This window comes from Streptococcus oralis (genome assembly GCF_965111685.1).
GTDB lineage: Bacteria > Bacillota > Bacilli > Lactobacillales > Streptococcaceae > Streptococcus > Streptococcus oralis_B.
This window is the reverse complement of record NZ_OZ217340.1, coordinates 1,251,153-1,269,902: the sequence shown is the minus strand read 5'-3', so window position 1 is coordinate 1,269,902 and position 18,750 is coordinate 1,251,153. Positions and strand designations below refer to the sequence as shown.

At 40.3% G+C, this 18,750-nt stretch carries 16 protein-coding genes; 15 read left to right on the top strand and 1 reads right to left on the bottom strand.

What is annotated here, in order from left to right:
• The first annotated feature begins 1 nt into the window (after window position 1).
• The 11 genes from ACLV7H_RS06695 to ACLV7H_RS06645 all read left to right on the top strand — a co-directional run bounded on the left by ACLV7H_RS06695 (window position 2) and on the right by ACLV7H_RS06645 (window position 13,007).
• Window positions 2-1,105 (top strand): prephenate dehydrogenase, encoded by a 1,104-nt coding sequence (locus ACLV7H_RS06695; RefSeq protein WP_045590913.1) that lies wholly within the window; start codon window positions 2-4, stop codon window positions 1,103-1,105.
• A gap of 10 nt (window positions 1,106-1,115) precedes the next feature.
• Window positions 1,116-1,454, top strand: a complete 339-nt coding sequence (locus tag ACLV7H_RS06690) for a YlbF/YmcA family competence regulator (RefSeq protein WP_045590915.1) — start codon at window positions 1,116-1,118, stop codon at window positions 1,452-1,454.
• 89 nt (window positions 1,455-1,543) lie between these two features.
• On the top strand, window positions 1,544-2,827 hold the full coding sequence (aroA, locus tag ACLV7H_RS06685) for a 3-phosphoshikimate 1-carboxyvinyltransferase (RefSeq protein WP_227945984.1): 1,284 nt from the start codon (window positions 1,544-1,546) through the stop codon (window positions 2,825-2,827).
• On the top strand, window positions 2,820-3,296 hold the full coding sequence (locus ACLV7H_RS06680; protein ID WP_045590919.1) for a shikimate kinase: 477 nt from the start codon (window positions 2,820-2,822) through the stop codon (window positions 3,294-3,296). Before aroA ends, ACLV7H_RS06680 begins: the two co-directional genes overlap by 8 nt.
• Window positions 3,293-4,141: a prephenate dehydratase gene (gene pheA, locus ACLV7H_RS06675; RefSeq protein WP_045590920.1), complete on the top strand. Its 849-nt coding sequence runs from the start codon at window positions 3,293-3,295 to the stop codon at window positions 4,139-4,141. Before ACLV7H_RS06680 ends, pheA begins: the two co-directional genes overlap by 4 nt.
• Window positions 4,138-5,433 (top strand): LCP family protein, encoded by a 1,296-nt coding sequence (locus ACLV7H_RS06670; protein WP_411866720.1) that lies wholly within the window; start codon window positions 4,138-4,140, stop codon window positions 5,431-5,433. The genes pheA and ACLV7H_RS06670 overlap by 4 nt, the downstream gene beginning before the upstream one ends.
• 145 nt (window positions 5,434-5,578) lie before the next feature.
• Window positions 5,579-6,415 carry a phosphorylcholine transferase LicD gene (locus ACLV7H_RS06665; protein ID WP_045590923.1) on the top strand — a complete coding sequence of 279 codons (837 nt, stop codon included), beginning with the start codon at window positions 5,579-5,581 and terminating at the stop codon, window positions 6,413-6,415.
• Window positions 6,412-7,380 carry a glycosyltransferase family 2 protein gene (locus tag ACLV7H_RS06660; protein ID WP_045590924.1) on the top strand — a complete coding sequence of 323 codons (969 nt, stop codon included), beginning with the start codon at window positions 6,412-6,414 and terminating at the stop codon, window positions 7,378-7,380. Before ACLV7H_RS06665 ends, ACLV7H_RS06660 begins: the two co-directional genes overlap by 4 nt.
• Before the next feature lie 21 nt (window positions 7,381-7,401).
• Window positions 7,402-9,561, top strand: a complete 2,160-nt coding sequence (locus ACLV7H_RS06655; RefSeq protein ID WP_045590926.1) for a LicD family protein — start codon at window positions 7,402-7,404, stop codon at window positions 9,559-9,561.
• A 61-nt stretch (window positions 9,562-9,622) separates the two neighbouring features.
• The gene (locus tag ACLV7H_RS06650; RefSeq protein WP_045590928.1) at window positions 9,623-10,435 is read left to right on the top strand and encodes a phosphorylcholine transferase LicD; all 813 of its coding nucleotides are present in this window, start codon (window positions 9,623-9,625) and stop codon (window positions 10,433-10,435) included.
• Window positions 10,436-10,478: 43 nt separating this feature from the next.
• On the top strand, window positions 10,479-13,007 hold the full coding sequence (locus tag ACLV7H_RS06645) for an MBL fold metallo-hydrolase (protein WP_411866719.1): 2,529 nt from the start codon (window positions 10,479-10,481) through the stop codon (window positions 13,005-13,007).
• Window positions 13,008-13,052: 45 nt separating this feature from the next.
• On the opposite strand, the gene ACLV7H_RS06640 is transcribed toward ACLV7H_RS06645, so the two are convergent.
• Window positions 13,053-14,531, bottom strand: a complete 1,479-nt coding sequence (locus ACLV7H_RS06640; protein ID WP_045590930.1) for an oligosaccharide flippase family protein — start codon at window positions 14,529-14,531, stop codon at window positions 13,053-13,055.
• Between the two features lie 122 nt (window positions 14,532-14,653).
• Between ACLV7H_RS06640 and mecA the strand changes: the two genes are divergently transcribed.
• From mecA to msrB, 4 genes are all read left to right on the top strand, one after another.
• Complete coding sequence (mecA, locus tag ACLV7H_RS06635) at window positions 14,654-15,394, top strand: adaptor protein MecA (RefSeq protein ID WP_000782704.1); 741 nt, start codon at window positions 14,654-14,656, stop codon at window positions 15,392-15,394.
• Window positions 15,395-15,541: 147 nt separating this feature from the next.
• On the top strand, window positions 15,542-16,828 hold the full coding sequence (locus ACLV7H_RS06630) for a homoserine dehydrogenase (RefSeq protein ID WP_045590932.1): 1,287 nt from the start codon (window positions 15,542-15,544) through the stop codon (window positions 16,826-16,828).
• A gap of 1 nt (window position 16,829) precedes the next feature.
• Window positions 16,830-17,699, top strand: coding sequence for a homoserine kinase (gene thrB, locus ACLV7H_RS06625; protein WP_045590933.1), 870 nt, complete (start codon window positions 16,830-16,832; stop codon window positions 17,697-17,699).
• A gap of 99 nt (window positions 17,700-17,798) precedes the next feature.
• Window positions 17,799-18,737, top strand: a complete 939-nt coding sequence (gene msrB / locus ACLV7H_RS06620) for a peptide-methionine (R)-S-oxide reductase MsrB (RefSeq protein ID WP_411866718.1) — start codon at window positions 17,799-17,801, stop codon at window positions 18,735-18,737.
• Window positions 18,738-18,750 lie beyond the last annotated feature (13 nt).

Here is an 18,750-nt window from a genome sequence, read left to right as displayed (position 1 = left end):
TATGGCAAAAACAGTCTATATAGCAGGTCTTGGATTGATTGGAGCCTCTATGGCCCTAGGTATCAAGCGTGATCATCCTGATTATGAAATTTTAGGTTACAATCGCAGTCAGGCTTCTAGAGATATTGCCTTGGAGCGGGGGATGATTGACCGTGCGACGGATGATTTTGCCAGTTTTGCTCCTCTGGCAGATGTCATCATCTTGACCTTGCCAATCAAGCAGACCATTGCTTTTATTCAGGAGTTGGCAGGTTTGAATTTGAAAGAAGGCGTCATTATCTCGGATGCGGGCTCAACCAAGTCAGCCATTGTGGATGCAGCGGAGGAATATTTGGCTGGCAAGCCTGTTCGCTTTGTCGGGGCCCATCCCATGGCTGGTAGCCACAAGACAGGGGCTGCCTCTGCCGATGTTAATCTCTTTGAAAATGCCTACTATATCTTTACTCCATCTAGTTTGACTAGTTCAGACACGCTTGAGGAAATGAAGGACCTACTTTCTGGTCTCCATGCTCGTTTCATTGAAATTGACGCCAAGGAGCACGATCGTGTAACTTCACAGATTAGCCATTTTCCCCATATCTTGGCAGCCGGTCTCATGGAGCAGACGGCAGTCTATGCTCAAGAACATGAGATGACAAGGCGCTTTGCGGCGGGTGGTTTTCGAGATATGACCCGGATTGCAGAGAGTGAACCAGGTATGTGGACTTCCATTCTCTTGTCCAATCGCGAGACCATCCTAGAGCGGATTGAGGATTTCAAGGACCGTTTAGATGAGATTGGTCAGGCTATTAGCAAGGGGGAAGAAGAGCAGATTTGGAACTTTTTCAACCAAGCGCGTGAGCAACGTCAGGCTATGGAAATCCATAAACGTGGTGGTGTGGATAGTTCTTATGACCTCTATGTCGATGTTCCCGATGAAGAAGATGTTATCTTGCGGATTCTGGAATTACTTCGTGGGACTTCTTTGGTTAATATCCACATCAACGAAGAAAACCGTGAAGATGTTCACGGGATTCTACAAATTTCATTTAAAAATGCTCAAGATTTAGAACGAGCTGAGCGCTTAATTACAGAAAATACGGACTACACAGTCGTCATCAAATAAGGAGAAAATCATGTCAAATATTTACGATAGTGCAAATGAACTTAGTCGCGGGTTACGCGAATTACCAGAATACAAGGCGGTTAAGGCAGCTAAAGATGCCATTCAAGCTGATACGGAAGCCAGCAAGATTTTTGCAGATTACCTTGCCTTCCAGCAAGAAATCCAAGTCATGGCGCAAACTGGACAAATGCCAGATGCTTCTTTCCAAGAAAAGATGCAGTCTTTCAGCAAACAACTCCAAGAGAACGCTCTTTTGTCAGATTTCTTTGCCAAACAGCAACAATTGTCCATTTACCTTTCAGACATTGAAAAAATTGTCTTTGAACCTGTTTCGGAATTATTGAAATAGTATTTTATCTGTATAAAAGCCAGAAATTTCAGGAATTTCTGGCTTTTTTGTGATAAAATAAGAAAAGTATTGCAAGTATGAGGTCAACTATGAAACTAAAAACAAACATTCGCCACTTACATGGCAGTATCCGAGTGCCAGGTGATAAGTCTATCAGCCACCGTTCGATTATTTTTGGAAGTTTGGCTGAGGGAGAAACCAAGATTTATGATATTCTGCGTGGTGAGGACGTGCTCTCGACTATGCAGGTTTTTCGTGACCTTGGCGTTGAAATTGAGGATAAAGATGGGGTCATTACCATTCAAGGTGTGGGAATGGATGGTTTAAAAGCTCCTAAAAATGCTTTAGACATGGGGAATTCTGGAACCTCGATTCGTCTGATTTCAGGTGTACTTGCTGGGGCAGATTTTGAAGTAGAGATGTTCGGTGACGACAGTCTATCCAAACGTCCTATGGACCGTGTGACCCTTCCCTTGAAAAAAATGGGAGTCAGCATTTCTGGTCAAACAGAGCGGGACTTGCCTCCTCTGCACTTGAAAGGCACTAAAAACCTAACACCAATTCACTATGAGTTGCCAATCGCCTCTGCCCAAGTCAAGTCTGCCTTGATTTTTGCGGCTTTGCAGACTCAGGGGGAGTCAGTTATTATCGAGAAAGAATGTACTCGTAACCACACCGAAGATATGCTTCAGCAATTTGGTGGCAATTTAAGTGTGAATGGTAAAACGATTACCGTCACAGGACCACAAAAATTGACCGGACAAAAGGTTATCGTTCCAGGAGATATTTCCAGTGCAGCCTTTTGGTTAGTTGCTGGTTTGATTGTGCCAGATTCTCGTGTGGTGCTGCAGAATGTGGGCATCAACGAAACACGTACCGGTATTATTGATGTCATTCGTGCTATGAGTGGAAAATTGGAAATAACTGAAATCGATCCAGTCGCAAAATCTGCAACCCTGACTGTTGAGTCTTCAGACTTGAAAGGAACAGAGATTGGTGGAGCCTTGATTCCACGCTTGATTGATGAATTGCCTATTATTGCCCTTCTAGCGACGCAAGCCCAAGGTGTAACAGTTATTAAGGATGCTGAGGAACTCAAGGTCAAGGAAACTGACCGCATTCAGGTGGTGGCTGACGCCTTAAATAGCATGGGAGCGGATATCACTCCTACAGCAGAAGGGATGATTATCAAAGGAAAATCATCCCTTCATGGCGCTAGAGTCAACACGTTTGGTGACCATCGTATCGGAATGATGACTGCTATTGCGGGCCTTCTAGTAAGGGGCGGAGAAGTGGAGCTTGACCGTGCTGAAGCCATCAATACCAGCTATCCTAACTTCTTTGGTGATTTGGAGAGCTTGATTCATGGCTAAGGTATTACTCGGATTTATGGGGGCGGGCAAATCTACAATCGCTAGAGGATTGGACCCAGACTACATCGATATGGATGCTTTGATCAAGGAACGTTTGGGCATGTCCATTGCGGATTTTTTCGCTGAAAAGGGAGAAGAGGCCTTTCGTCAAGTAGAGTCAGAAGTGCTAGCTGACTTACTAAAAACGGATCACGTTGTGTCAACTGGCGGAGGAGTTGTCATTTCTCAGAGAAATCGTGACTTGTTAAAGATTAATCCTGATAATATTTATCTAAAAGCCGATTTTGAAACCCTCTACCAACGTATCGCAGCTGATAAGGACAATCAGCGCCCGCTTTTTCTTAACAAAAGCAAGGAAGAACTGGCAGCTATTTTCCATGAAAGACAAGCTTGGTATGAGGAAGTAGCCAGTCGGGTTTTGGATGTGACCAAGTTAAGCCCAGAGGAAATTATAGAGGAACTGAGATGAAAATTGCCTATCTAGGTCCCAAGGGATCTTTTTCGCATCATGTTGTGCAGACAGCATTTCCCAAAGAGAAATTGCAGGCTTTTGCCAATATCACAGATGTTATCAAGGCTTATGAGCAAGACTTGGTGGATTATTCTGTGGTACCTGTTGAAAACTCCATTGAAGGTAGTGTCCATGAAAGTTTGGATTATCTTTTTCATCAGGCTCGCATCCAAGCAGTTGCAGAAATCGTCCAGCCCATTCATCAGCAACTGATGGTAGTTCCTGGTCATACTAAGATTGAAAAGATTTTTTCACACCCTCAAGCTTTGGCTCAAGGAAAAAAATTCATAGAGGAGCATTATCCAGAAGCCCAGCTTGAAGTGACGGCAAGCACAGCCTATGCAGCTCGCTTTATTTCGGAACATCCAGCCCAGCCATACGCAGCCATTGCTCCTAAAAGTTCAGCTGAAGAATATGGCTTGGAATTGATTGCAGAGGATATTCAGGAGATGGAAGCCAATTTCACACGTTTTTGGGTGTTAGGGGCAGAGATACCAATGATTCCTTTGAACTCGCAAGCTGAAAAAATGAGTTTGGCCTTGACCTTACCAGACAATCTACCTGGTGCTCTTTACAAGGCACTTTCGACCTTTGCTTGGAGAGGGATTGACTTAACAAAGATTGAAAGTCGCCCCCTTAAAACAGCCTTGGGAGAATACTTTTTCATTATCGATGTAGACTATAGTGACAAAGAACTGGTTCATTTTGCCAGACAAGAACTAGAAGCCATTGGAATTCAGCACAAGACACTGGGAACCTACCCGATTTTTACCATAACTGATATAGAAAAGGAGAGTCAATGAGCAAAGAAAATCCTTTAAGTCATCACGAGCAGTTACGTTATGACTATCTCTTCAAAAATATTCATTACCTCAACGAACGTGAACGGAGGGAGTTTGACTATCTGCAACAGAAAATGGCAGGTCCCAAGTCTGAAGTTCACCATTTCCAACAAGAAGAAAAAGAAGAAACCTGGGGTAGAGATATTGATCTTCCGACTTATGGCAGTAGAAGCCGGTCTAAGAAACGGGAAAAGGTAGCTCCTCAACCTAAAGTCAAAAAGAAAAAGAGAAGAATTCGCTTCAAACGAATACTGACTTGGTTCTTGCTGTTGATTACCTGTGTAGTTGCAGGTATGATTTTTATGTTTCTTCGAGGGTTCCAGTCAGCAGCCAATCCAACAAATAAGCCAGCTGACGCCAAGGCAGCTCAAGTAGAGGTCTTTAACGGTCAGGATACCAAAGATGGTGTGAATATCCTAGTCATGGGGACAGATGGCCGTATCGGTCAAAATAGTGCAGAAACCCGTACCGACACAATCATGGTACTGAATGTCAGTGGATCGGATAAGAAGATTAAACTAGTCAGCTTTATGCGTGACAACTTAGTTTATATCGACGGCTACAGTAAGATTGTAAATGGCCAGAAACAGATGGATAACAAACTCAATGTTGCTTATGAACTTGGGGAACAAGAAGGGCAAAAAGGGGCTGAAATGGTCCGCAAGGTTCTAAAAGACAACTTTGATTTGGATATTAAGTACTATGCTCTAGTTGACTTCCAAGCCTTTGCAACAGCTATTGATACCCTTTTCCCTGACGGGGTAACGATTGATGCTCAATTCTCAACATTGAATGGTCAACCTTTGACAGAAGCCACAGTTGGAGACGACCTTCATGCAACAGAGACTGAGTCGCCAACCCAAACCATCAAAGTTGGAAAACAGCAGATGAATGGATCCACCTTGCTCAACTACGCTCGCTTCCGTGATGATGATGAAGGGGACTACGGTCGTACCAAACGTCAGCAACAAGTCATGTCAGCTGTTCTTGAGCAGATCAAAGATCCAACCAAGCTCTTTACAGGATCAGAGGCACTTGGAAAAGTCTTTGCGATGACTTCAACAAATCTACCATATAGCTTCTTGTTGACCAATGGTTTATCTGTCATAGAAGGCGCTCAGAATGGTATCGAAAGATTAACTGTTCCCGAACTTGGTGATTGGGTAGACGCTTATGATGTCTATGGCGGGCAAGGTCTTCTAGTCGATCAAAATAAATACCAGACCAAACTCGCTCAAATGGGGATGAGATAAGAGGCGATAAATGAAAATCAAAGTTTGAATCACTAGTGAAAAAGTGGTTTAGGCTTTGATTTTTCTTAGTATCTGATGGATTTTTAGGGCATTTTTATGGTATAATAAAACGATATAACTCGTTATTGTACAGAAGAGGAGAGACATGAGTGATTTGAAAGCGATTCAGGCTCGTAGTCTGGAAATGGCTGAATATTTCGTCGCATTTTGTAAAGAACATGATTTATTGTGCTATCTCTGTGGTGGAGGAGCCATTGGCGCCCTTCGTAACAAGGGCTTTATTCCTTGGGATGATGACCTAGACTTTTTCATGCCTCGCAAGGACTATGAAAAATTAGTTGAACTGTGGCCTCGTTATGCAGATGAGCGTTATTTCTTGTCAAAGAGTCACAAGGATTTTGTAGACCGTAACCTTTTTATTACCATTCGTGACAAGGAAACCACTTGTATCAAGCCTTATCAGAAGGATTTGGATTTGCCACACGGTTTAGCCTTGGATGTTTTACCTTTAGATTATTATCCTAAAAATCCAGCTGAGCGTAAGAAACAAGTTCGCTGGGCCTTGATCTATTCCCTTTTTTGTGCCCAAACTATCCCAGAAAAGCATGGGGCAGTGATGAAATGGGGGAGTCGCATTTTACTCGGTTTGACGCCCAAATCTCTCCGTTATCGCATTTGGAAAAAAGCTGAGAAAGAAATGACCAAGTACAGTCTAGCTGAGAGCGATGGAATCACAGAATTATGCTCAGGTCCCGGCTACATGCGAAACAAGTACCCAATCGCATCCTTTGAAGACAATCTTTTCTTGCCATTTGATGGAACTGAGATGCCCATCCCAGTCGGCTATGATGCCTATCTCAGCACTGCTTTTGGGGATTATATGACACCGCCGCCAGCGGACAAGCAAGTACCGCATCATGATGCTGTCATAGCTGATATGGATAAGTCTTATACAGAATACAAGGGAGAATATGGAGCATGATGGGAGAAAAAATAAGCGTTATCGTTCCGGTCTACAATGTAGAAACCTATCTGGAGCGATGTGTGGAGTCAATTCTTCAACAGACTTATGCCCATTTTGAGTTAATCCTAATCAATGATGGTTCTACTGATTCCAGCGGACAGATCTGTGACCACTTGGCATCTCAGTATGAGAATATCAAGGTTTATCATATCGAAAATGCTGGTGTTTCAAATGCTAGAAATATGGGAATTCAGCTAGCGACGGGTTCTTGGGTTACCTTTATTGATAGCGATGATTTCGTTACCCAAGATTACCTAGCTACTTTATTAAGTGCAGTTGAAGGGTTGAATGTAGGCTTTGTAATTGCTCCTCTACACCATATCAAAAATGGCATTGTAATAGACCTACCTCCACATTCTGGAAAAACAGAACTCTGGTCAACAGAAGAAACCATGAAGGAACTACTGATGACTACCAGAACGTCATTTTTTCCAGTCGCAAAACTGTTTAAGAGAGACCTGATTGCGGATGAAAAGTTTAATACAAATTATCACCTAGCTGAAGATGCCCTATTTTTAACTGAATTGCTACTAAAGACAAGATGCAGTTGCGTATTTATTGATAAACCTGTTTATTATTATGATCATCGTGAGGGAAGTGCAACTACATCTGTTAATCGATATGTATTTGACACAATAGAAGTTTACCAGCAAATAATTGCTCAAGTTTCACAAGCCTTCCCTAATTTAAAATACGAATTAATAAATAGAGAATGTTGGTCGTACATCACAGTTTACGATAAAATTATCTTTACTTCACGTGAAGAGTATCAAAAGGAGAAAGCCGAGCTGAGGACTTGGATTGTTCAACATCGACGCGAAATATGGAAGGATGCTTATTTCACTACTTTTCGCAAGGTAGCGATCCTTTCACTTGTCATTTCTCCATGGCTATATAAGAAAATTGTTGGATTAAAAAACTAATATCATGAGAAGGAGTTGAAAATGAATTTTTCAAAATTGGATGAATACTTTGAAAAATCAAAACTATGGATTGCATATCTATTTGTTTTTATTTCGATTTTAAGTATGAGTTCACTGGTTTATAAGATAGCAAATCCCCTCTACAAGGGATTATCAGCGATTGTAGTGCTTTATATTTGCTATACCTTATTGTTTAAGTGGAAAGAAATCACAGTAGATCGCAAATTTCTATCCTTATTTGGACTCTTGGCTGGAAGTCATCTGCTATCAGCTATTTTCAATCGCTCTGGACATCTGATTGGAAATGTGATTGAAATCCTCTTCATGGTAACCTATGTTTTATTATTTACCATGTTACAATCAGGGCAACTTAAAAAATTATTTGATTGGATTGCCTATACGGTTCAAATTGTATCTTTTTCTTCAGCAATTTTTGCGTTTGGTTTATTAATAAGTCGAGTCCTTATCCTATTTAAAATTGGCGAACAATCGTATTACTATGGTGTTGTGAATGGACGTCTGTGGGGGATTGTCAATCCAAATGCTAGTGCGATATTTTCATACATTAGCATTATTTTGGCTATGTATTTGATCCATAAAGGAAGTAAATATTCTGTTTATCTTAAACTGAACAATGTGATTCAATTAGTTTACTTCGCAACGATGCAAAGTCGAGGAGCCTTACTTTCTTTGCTTCTCATGATTGGACTCTATAGTTTCTTTGCTACTAGAGGAAGTATCGTTAAACGATTCCTCACTTTTATAGTTGCTGGTTTGCTGATTACTGCAACTAATATTGGATTAAGCTATATAACTTCAATCTATATTTCATCTGAAACTGCGACTGTCTTAGATTTAAACAAAGGACAATCCTATGCTGAAACAGATTCGTCTGTCACTAAGAAGAATGGTGAGCTCCATCTGATTGAAACAACACCAAGTGGTAGAACCTATATCTGGAAAAATGCCATCAAGATGGGAAGTGCCAAACCAATTTTTGGTTATGGTGTACGAAATGTTCCAGATTACTATACAGAATATTTCAGTAAATTTGAGATTCAAAACTCTCTTATCGGTGGGAATTTCCATAACATTTTTGTGACCATATTTGTCAGTTCAGGAGTTCTAGGCTTGGTATCCTTCCTTCTTATACTGGCTTATGTCATCAAGCGCTTTTTAACTTATTTGATTGTTTCCAAGAAAAATACTGATAAATTGATTATGATCCTTTTCTTCGGTATCTTGTTTGGTCAGTTATTTGAAAGTCAGATTATGTATTCAACCAACTTTATTAATATCATTTTCTGGCTAGTGATTGGCTTTGGACTCGTAGTCTGCAAACAGAATGAAGGAGTTCGGTATCAAGAAGTAACAGATGTCAGTGAAATTCAACAGATGGAACTTGGAATCATGGAGTATATTCATGAAGTTTGTCACAGAATTGGGGCTAAGTATTTCTTAGCATATGGAAGTTTAATTGGTTCTGTTCGCCATCAAGGATTTATCCCTTGGGATGATGACATGGATATCTGCATGTTACGAGAAGATTATGAAAAGTTGCAAGACTACCTTATCGCTAACCCTGATGAACGTTACGAGGTCATGTCTTATAAAAATAATCTCAACTATGTCTATCCCTTCATGAAAGTGCAGGATAACTATACTTACTTGTTGGAAGAAGATGTTCGCATCGATTCGAATATGGGAATCTATGTAGATATTTTCCCTGTGGATGGCTACGAGGATGACGTAGAATTTAAAAATAAGATGACAAAACTGATAAAGAAACGTCAATTGAGTTGCTACACCTTTAAAGGCATTACCAATACAAAAAGTATATTGAATTCACTACTACGCTATGTATCAGTTATTATTTTCTATTTCACCAATACAAACAAATACGTTGCCCAGATTGAAGAGCTTGCAAAATCCCGTAAAGTCTCAGATTATGAGCAAGTGGATTATCTTATCTACAAGGATATGAACAAACCAGTGTGGAGACGTGAATGGCTGGAACAAGTTACTACTGGAAGATTTGAAGGTAAGGAATTTACCATTCCGAAAAATTATCATGAAATTTTGACCTCAGACTACGGAGACTATATGCAATTGCCACCGGTTGAACAAAGAGTATCTCATCATAATTTTAAATTATGGAAGATTGTTAAAAGGTCTAAATAACAAACGGGATTGGGATTAAGAAACGTTTAAAAATATAGTCAAATTTAGGAGAATAGAACCTATGTCTGAAAGAACTTTAACTCTTGAAGAAATCAAGCAAGTAGAATTGGATATTTTAAAGTATCTACATGAGCTTTGTGAACAACATCAAATCAAATACTTTATTGATTTTGGAACCTTACTAGGAGCTGTACGCCATAAAGGATTTATTCCTTGGGATGATGATACAGATATTTCCTTAGCGCGTGATGAATTTGAAAAACTGTACAAGGTATTACAAAATGAAAATCATCCCTACTATAAATTGATTTCATTCAGAGAAACAAAGGGATATCCATACAGTTATATGAGAGTCTATGATGTAAGGACACGTCGAGATGCTAACCTCGTGGACCCAACGGTAGTATTGGGAACTTGCGTTGACATTTTTCCATATGATGGTGTTGTAACACAGGAAAGTGACCGTAAGAAAATGAAACTCTACAAATATTTCGTTCGCCTTTCTTCTTTGAATTTTAAAGGGATCAAGTCTGAGAATGGTGGACTTAAAAACCTCCCTCGTTATATGGGGTCAGCTATTTTCCGCTTAACTTCCCCACAGCTATGGAATCAAAAATTAGAGAGCCTTGCTTTGAAGTATAGAGTAGATCAAGCAACAGATCTTACTTGTACTATCTATGATCCTTATTATCCAAATGGCATAAAAAAAGAATGGCTCTATGATTTGATTGATATTCCTTATGAAGACATTGTAGTCAAGGTTCCTAAAAAATACCATGAAGTACTTGTCTACGAATTTGGAGAAAACTATATGACTCCACCCCCTATTGAGCAGCAAGTCCCAGGAGGGGATAAAAATTACTGGATTGATTAGATTAGTAAAAGTTGCTTATTGTTAAGATAAAGGAGTTTTCAAGGTGAAAAATAAATGGTTATTAAAATCAGTTAGATATAGCGTTCTCGCATCCTTTCTATTACTGATTCAGTTATCGCAAGGAGTAGATGCAGATACCATCTCTGCAGATTCTGGCAATCGTATCCATTTCATAAATACTAAAGCAAAATCTGGGAGTGACGCCATCCTTCTGGAAAGTAATGGTCACTATGCTTTGATTGATATGGGAGAAGACTATGATTTCCCTGATGGGAGTGACCCACGCTATCCAAGTCGCTGGGGAATTTCCATGAGAAATTATCAAGTATTGGAGGATCGATTGATTCGCCACTTGGATCAAATAGGTGTAAAAAAATTAGATTTTATTATAGGAACTCATGTCCATAGTGACCATATTGGTGGAGCGGACGAAATACTCAATCGATATCAGGTCGGTAAGTTTTATTTGAAAAAATATTCAGATGATCGGATTACAGCAAACTGGGGACTATGGGATAATCTTTTCAATTATGATAATGCTTTGAGAGCAGCTCAAAAACGAGGAGTTACTCTTATCCAGAATATTTCAGATGAGGATAGCCATCTAAAATTAGGTGATATGGATATCCAGCTCTACAACTATAAGAATGAATATGATACTGACGGGAATCTGAAAAAAGTTCGAGATGATAACTCCAACTCCATTGTTTCAGTAGTGACTGTGGCAGGAAAGAGAATCTATCTTGGTGGAGATTTGGATAATGCTGAAGGAGCAGAAGATAAGTTAGGTCCAGTTATCGGCAAGGTTGATATGATGAAATGGAACCACCATTATGATGCGACAATTTCAAATACGATTAATTTCCTTGAAAACTTATCACCAAAAATGATTATTCAGACAACTGGTGGTGATATTAATGTTGCTTCAACCAGAGAATACCTTCAGAAGAAAAATATTCAGGTTCTTCATGCTGCTAGCCAAACTCAAGATGCTACCGTTTTTGATATTAGCGATAAAGGATTTGCTAATGTTTCAAATACCTTCCCTGATATCCCTGTAGTTGACGAAAAATGGTATCAAGAAGATGGCTATTGGAAATATCGTTTGACTGACGGAGAAATGGCTATCGGCTGGAGAGAGATTGGCGGAGCCACTTACTTCTTTAATGGAAAAGGACAAATGCAAGCAGGCCGCTGGCTTCACCTTAACGACGATTGGGGAGAAAACGCCAAAGGGAACGATTACTATTTGAACCAAAATGGTAAAATGCAAACCGGTGGTTGGTTCAAACTAGATGACTCTTGGTATTATATCCAATCAAATGGTGCTAGACGATTTAGCGAGCTCTCTGAAATTGGAGGGAAAAAGTATCTCTTTGCGGCAGATGGGAAGATGCTAACAGGACATCAAGTCTATAATGGCGAGAAGCTGTTCTTTACCGAAAGTGGTGCACTCCAAACAGCAGGTAAGCCTTCAACTTGGCAAAAGATTGATTCAGATTGGTATTTCTATGATAAGGATGGGCTAAAGACCGTCGGTAAAAAGAATATCAATGGAAGCACGTACTACTTTAATCAAGAAGGTGTCATGCAAACTGGCTGGGCCTTTGTTGATGGTCACTGGAACTATTTTGCAAGTTCTGGAGCTATGAAAACTGGCTGGATCAAGGATCAAGAAACATGGTATTATCTGGATAAAGATGGCATCATGTTAACTGGCAGACAAGATATAAATGGTGTTCGTTACTATTTGAATGCTAGTGGTGCCATGCAGACTGGCTGGAAGTGGCAAGACAATAGCTGGTACTACTATACGACCTCAGGTGCTATGAAAACTGGATGGTTGAAAGATCAAGAAACATGGTATTATTTGGATCAAGAAACAGGTATCATGGCAGTCAGCTCTAAAGAAATTGACGGTAAGAACTATTTCTTCAGCTCAGCAGGTACTATGCAAGTTGGATGGCAGTGGTCAAATGATTCTTGGCATTATTATGCTACATCTGGTGCACTCCAAACTGGTTGGTTGAAAGATGGTGATGCCTGGTATTATCTTGAAGGTAAGGAAGGCGTTATGTTAGTCGGCCTCCATCAAGTCGATGGTAAGCAATATTACTTTAGCAAATCTGGTGCCATGCAAACTGGCTGGAAATGGTTTGATAATCATTATCGTTTCTTTGAATCAAATGGAGCCATGAAAATTGGTTGGATAAAAGACAAAGGCGTCTGGTATTATCTAAATCCTGAAGATGGCATCATGTTGGTTGGCCTTCATAAAGTAAATGGTGATCATTATTACTTTGATGAATCAGGAGCTATGCAAACGGGTTGGGAACAGCTTGATGGTAATTGGTACTATTTCCAAGCTGATGGTTCTTTGTTGAAGAACGCAATAACACCTGATGGTTACAAAGTAAACGAAGAAGGTATCTGGAAACAGGCTGTTGCTGCTGTAAATAGCGATGCAGTCAAGCCAGAACAGAAACAAGAAGCTAATTCCTCTATTGTTGAACAACCTAAACAAGATTCAAATCTAGAAGCCAACGCTTCTGATAAGAAAGAAAAAGAATAAAGAAGAAATCCCCTACTGGCAACTAATTTATCAGTAGGGGATTTTTTAATTTCGTTTTAATTTAGCAAGTACAAGGTTCAGTGCATAGTTGAGTGTTTTGTCTTTGGTGATAAAGAGGGTCAAGAGGTAATAGATACCACAAGTTGCTACGGTAGAAAGAACCATGAGAATCATATTGAAGTTTATTGTGTAGGAATTGATTTGGAAAATCATCTTGAAAATATAGAAGATTGGGATAAAACCAAGGGATATGAGGCTATAACGTGTTAAGGTTATAAAAATTTCTTTTAAACTAATCAGTTGGTGTTTCTTAATAAAATGAATTTCAAGTAAAACAACGATAGTTTCTGCGATAATGGTCGTAGCGATGTAATACTCAGGTGCAAAAATATTATTGAAATACAAGATGCTATTTAATAGTATATTGGCACCACCACCAAGGAAGTAGAAGGCAGTTAAGCGATTTTCATGGTCGTTGATAAAGATAATCTGTTTACCAAGAATCAACTCAATAGCCCAAATGATGGTACGAAAAGCGAAGACGCTAGTTACGATACCCGCTTCAAGATATTTTTCAGAAGAATAAATAACAGTTGCGTACCGTCCCAATATCATAATCCCGATACTAGTTGGAACCATAAGGAAATAGAATAAGGATGCCGCTTGATTCACGAGATAATTATAGGACTTGTAATCCTTTTTACCGAGATAGTAGCCAAGGCGCGGAATACTGACGTTGATAGCTCCACTTAAGACACTGGCAATCAACATGACAATACTATAGGCAATTGTATAATAAGAAATGTAGTTTTCATCTGGTCCCTTGGTGATAAACATTCTATCTAGCAAGGTATAAAGCATATTAGCGTTTGCTAAGAGAAGCATAGTGAAGAGCGGTTTAGAAGCTTTAGCTAATTCGACGAAACCAATCTTAACAAAAGAAACTTCTCTCTTAATCCAAAGAAAACTGAGCAGGTAGTTGAGGATAGTGGTCGCTGTCATAACGATAGCATAAGGAACGATATCATCTGCCGTTTTAACGAAGGCGAAGATAGCGACCAGCATGGTAATTCGAATAATTAATGTTTTATAGAGGATGAAGGCATAGTTTTCATAAGCTTCGTTCATCCATTCGATATTGAGAAATTGGAAGAGTGCTTGAGCCCCTAGGATGTAGTAGAGGACTTTCAGATTCTCAATACTAGTGTCAAAGAAGATAATGAGGAAGTAGATACCAGTGGTCAGGAGAGAGGTGAAAACCGAGATATAAAACAACTTAGAAAAGACGTAGTTGATTTTATTCTTATCATCCTTGACCTTACTGATAGCTCGAATCCCGTAGTTGTATATTCCAAAGGCAGCTAGTGGAATAACGAAACTTGCCCAGGTATTGGCTGTATTGAAATAACCGTAATTGGATTTGCTGAGAATCCGCGTCAGATAAGGATTAGTTATCAGCGGAAAAACGATATTGAGAATATTGACCAGCAAGCTGGCCAAGGCATTTACTTTTATATTTTTCATTGAACTTTCTTTCTTAAATCTAAAATCATATCTAGTATTATATCACATTCTCGCTTCATTCTTTTGATAAAATCGTAAAAATCTAGTATAATAGATAGACTGAAAGTATGAGGTTACTAGATATGAAGATGAAACAAATCAGTGATACAACACTGAAAATCACGATGACTTTAGATGATTTGATGGATCGGGGAATGGAGATTGCAGACTTTCTCGTTCCTCAGGAAAAAACCGAAGAGTTTTTCTATGCGATTTTAGATGAGTTAGAGATGCCAGACAATTTCTTGGATAGTGGCATGCTGAGTTTCCGCGTGACGCCAAAACCTGATAAGGTCGACGTCTTTGTGACCAAGTCCAAGATTGACCAAAATTTGGATTTTGAAGATTTGGCGGATCTACCAGACATGGAAGAATTAGCCCAAATGTCGCCGGATGAATTTCTCAAAACCTTGGAAAAGAGTATTGCAGATAAAACCAAGGACGATATTGAGGCCATCCAATCTCTAGAGCAGGTCGAAGCAAAGGAAGAAGAGCAAGAGCAGGCAGACAAGGAGACTGAGAGTAAGAAAGAACCTTATATATACTATATCCTGCGCTTTGCAAGCCTTGCTGACTTAGTTGCTTTTGCAAAGACGGTTAACTATCAGATGGAAACCTCTGAACTCTATAAGATGAATGGACACTATTATTTGACAATCTTAGTCGATGTAGAAAATCATCCAAGTCCATATCCAGCCTGGCTCTTGGCTCGTATGCGTGAGTTCGCAGACGACAGTGATATCAGTCGTTCAGTCTTGCAAGAGTATGGGCAAATCTTGATCAATCACGATGCAGTTCTCGGTCTGCAAAAGATTCGTTCATAATTTTTAAAATCAATTTTCATTTATCAAGAAAGACGAATCATGGGATTCGTTTTTTCTTTATCAGACTGAAATAGTGATTTACTATAATAGGAATTTTCACAAAATTCTGTTATAATGGCTATATCAGAAAATTTCTAGGAGACAAACATGACAGTTAAAATTGCTTTATTTGGATTTGGTACCGTTGCAAGTGGTGTGCCATTCCTACTAAAGGAAAATGGAGAAAAAATCGTTCAGTCAGCTCATTCTGAGATTGAAGTAGCAAAGGTATTGGTCAAGGATGAAGATGAAAAGAACCGCTTGCTTGCAGCAGGAAATGACTTTAACTTTGTAACCAATGTAGATGATATTTTAGCAGACAAGGACATTACTATCGTAGTGGAATTGATGGGGCGTATCGAACCAGCTAAGACCTTTATCACTCGTGCCTTAGAAGCTGGGAAACACGTTGTTACTGCTAACAAGGACCTTTTGGCTGTTCATGGTGCAGAATTGTTAGAAATCGCTAAAGAGCATAATGTAGCACTATACTACGAAGCTGCAGTTGCTGGTGGGATTCCAATTCTTCGTACCTTGGCAAATTCGCTTGCTTCTGATAAAATCACGCGCGTTCTTGGTGTCGTTAACGGAACTTCTAACTTTATGATGACCAAGATGGTCGAAGAAGGCTGGTCTTATGATGATGCTCTGGCTGAAGCGCAAAGACTAGGATTTGCAGAAAGCGACCCTACAAATGACGTTGATGGGATTGATGCAGCCTACAAGATGGTGATTTTGAGCCAGTTTGCTTTTGGTATGAAGGTTGCCTTTGACGATGTAGCCCACAAGGGAATCCGTAACATCACACCAGAAGACGTAGCTGTAGCCCAAGACTTGGGCTATGTAGTGAAATTGGTTGGTTCTATCGAGGAAACTCCTTCAGGAATTGCTGCAGAAGTAACTCCAACCTTCCTACCTAAAGCGCATCCACTTGCCAGTGTGAATGGCGTGATGAATGCTGTCTTTGTAGAATCTATCGGCATCGGTGAGTCTATGTACTACGGACCAGGTGCGGGTCAAAAACCAACTGCAACAAGTGTCGTAGCAGATATTGTCCGTATTGTTCGTCGCTTGAATGATGGTACCATTGGTAAAGACTTCAACGAATATAGTCGTGAATTGGTCTTGGCCAATCCTGAAGATATCAAAGCAAATTACTACTTCTCAATCTTGGCTCCAGACTCAAAAGGTCAGGTCTTAAAGTTGGCTGAAATCTTTAATGCCCAAGATATTTCCTTCAAGCAAATCCTCCAAGATGGCAAAGAGGGTGACAAGGCGCGTGTCGTCATCATCACACACAAGATTAATAAAGCCCAGCTTGAGAATGTCTCAGCTGAATTGAAGAAGGTTTCAGAATTCGACCTCTTGAATACCTTCAAGGTGCTAGGAGAATAGGATGAAGATTATTGTACCTGCAACCAGTGCCAATATTGGGCCAGGTTTTGACTCGGTCGGTGTAGCTGTAACCAAGTATCTTCAAATTGAGGTATGTGAAGAACGGGATGAGTGGCTGATTGAACATCAGATTGGCAAATGGATACCACACGACGAGCGTAATCTTTTGCTCAAGATTGCTTTGCAAATTGCACCTGACTTGCAACCGAGACGTTTGAAAATGACCAGCGATGTTCCCTTGGCGCGTGGTTTGGGTTCTTCTAGCTCGGTTATCGTTGCTGGGATTGAACTGGCTAATCAACTGGGCAAGCTCAACTTATCTGAACATGACAAATTGCAGTTGGCGACCAAGATTGAAGGACATCCTGACAATGTGGCTCCAGCTATCTATGGTAATCTCGTTGTTGCGAGTTCTGTTGAAGGGAAAGTCTCTGCTATCGTAGCAGACTTCCCAGAATGTGATTTCCTAGCCTACATTCCAAACTATGAATTGCGTACCCGAGATAGCCGCGGTGTCTTGCCTAAGAAATTGTCTTACAAGGAAGCAGTTGCGGCTAGTTCCATCGCCAATGTTGCTGTTGCAGCCTTGTTAGCAGGAGATATGGTGATAGCTGGCCAAGCGATTGAGGGAGACCTCTTCCACGAACGCTATCGTCAGGAACTAGTGAGAGAATTTGCGACGATTAAGCAAGTAGCCAAAGAGAATGGTGCCTATGCGACCTACCTCTCTGGTGCTGGACCAACAGTTATGGTTCTGGCTTCTCATGACAAGATGCCAACGATTAAGGCAGAATTGCAAAAGCAGTCTTTTAAAGGGAAATTGCATGACTTAAAAGTTGATACCCAAGGTGTCCGTGTCGAAACAAAGTAAAGAAATAGAGGATAGGATGGGGAAAGTCTCGACTAGGGGGCTTCCTGTCCTTTTTTTGAAAAGAAGTCTAGTTAAAAACTTGATAAAGGAGAAATAAAGATGGCAGAAATTTATCTAGCAGGTGGTTGTTTTTGGGGGTTAGAGGAATATTTTTCCCGTATTTCTGGAGTGCTGGCAACCAGTGTCGGCTACGCTAATGGGCAAGTCGAAACGACCAATTACCAGTTGCTCAAGGAAACAGACCATGCAGAGACTGTTCAAGTGATTTATGATGAGAAAGCTGTGTCACTCAGAGAGATTTTGCTCTATTATTTCCGAGTTATCGATCCCTTGTCTATTAACCAGCAGGGGAATGACCGTGGTCGTCAATATCGTACTGGGATTTATTTCCAAGATGAAGCAGACTTGCCAGCTATCTACACTGTGGTGCAGGAGCAGGAACGCATGCTAGGTCGAAAGATTGCAGTAGAAGTGGAGAAACTTCGCCACTATATTCTGGCTGAAGACTATCACCAAGACTATCTCAAGAAAAATCCTTCAGGTTACTGTCATATCGATGTGACCGATGCTGAGAATCCATTGATTGACGCATCTAACTATGAAAAGCCTAGTCAAGAGGTGTTGAAGGAAAGCTTAACTGAGGAATCCTACCGTGTCACCCAAGAAGCTGCTACAGAGGTTCCATTTAGTAATGCCTATGACCAAACTTTTGAAGAAGGGATTTATGTAGATATCACGACTGGCGAGCCACTCTTTTTTGCCAAGGATAAGTTTGCTTCAGGTTGTGGTTGGCCAAGTTTTAGCCGTCCGATTTCCAAGGAATTGATTCATTATTACAAGGACTTGAGCCATGGGATGGAGCGAATCGAGGTTCGTTCTCGCTCAGGCAATGCTCATTTGGGTCATATTTTCACAGATGGACCTCGTGAGTTAGGTGGCCTCCGTTACTGTATCAATTCGGCTTCCTTGCGTTTTGTAGCCAAGGATGAGATGGAAAAAGCAGGATATGGCTATTTATTGCCATACTTAAACAAATAAAACAGAGAGGGTG

What these genes read in the sequence shown, in the direction of transcription:
- ACLV7H_RS06670 (WP_411866720.1), top strand. Translation starts at nt 4,138, where the DNA reads ATGAGCAAAGAAAATCCTTTAAGTCATCACGAGCAGTTACGTTATGAC.
- ACLV7H_RS06680 (WP_045590919.1), top strand. Translation starts at nt 2,820, where the DNA reads ATGGCTAAGGTATTACTCGGATTTATGGGGGCGGGCAAATCTACAATC.
- ACLV7H_RS06640 (WP_045590930.1), bottom strand. Translation starts at nt 14,531, where the DNA reads ATGAAAAATATAAAAGTAAATGCCTTGGCCAGCTTGCTGGTCAATATT.
- ACLV7H_RS06650 (WP_045590928.1), top strand. Translation starts at nt 9,623, where the DNA reads ATGTCTGAAAGAACTTTAACTCTTGAAGAAATCAAGCAAGTAGAATTG.
- aroA (WP_227945984.1), top strand. Translation starts at nt 1,544, where the DNA reads ATGAAACTAAAAACAAACATTCGCCACTTACATGGCAGTATCCGAGTG.
- thrB (WP_045590933.1), top strand. Translation starts at nt 16,830, where the DNA reads ATGAAGATTATTGTACCTGCAACCAGTGCCAATATTGGGCCAGGTTTT.
- pheA (WP_045590920.1), top strand. Translation starts at nt 3,293, where the DNA reads ATGAAAATTGCCTATCTAGGTCCCAAGGGATCTTTTTCGCATCATGTT.
- mecA (WP_000782704.1), top strand. Translation starts at nt 14,654, where the DNA reads ATGAAGATGAAACAAATCAGTGATACAACACTGAAAATCACGATGACT.
- ACLV7H_RS06695 (WP_045590913.1), top strand. Translation starts at nt 2, where the DNA reads ATGGCAAAAACAGTCTATATAGCAGGTCTTGGATTGATTGGAGCCTCT.
- ACLV7H_RS06655 (WP_045590926.1), top strand. Translation starts at nt 7,402, where the DNA reads ATGAATTTTTCAAAATTGGATGAATACTTTGAAAAATCAAAACTATGG.
- ACLV7H_RS06665 (WP_045590923.1), top strand. Translation starts at nt 5,579, where the DNA reads ATGAGTGATTTGAAAGCGATTCAGGCTCGTAGTCTGGAAATGGCTGAA.
- ACLV7H_RS06690 (WP_045590915.1), top strand. Translation starts at nt 1,116, where the DNA reads ATGTCAAATATTTACGATAGTGCAAATGAACTTAGTCGCGGGTTACGC.
- msrB (WP_411866718.1), top strand. Translation starts at nt 17,799, where the DNA reads ATGGCAGAAATTTATCTAGCAGGTGGTTGTTTTTGGGGGTTAGAGGAA.
- ACLV7H_RS06630 (WP_045590932.1), top strand. Translation starts at nt 15,542, where the DNA reads ATGACAGTTAAAATTGCTTTATTTGGATTTGGTACCGTTGCAAGTGGT.
- ACLV7H_RS06660 (WP_045590924.1), top strand. Translation starts at nt 6,412, where the DNA reads ATGATGGGAGAAAAAATAAGCGTTATCGTTCCGGTCTACAATGTAGAA.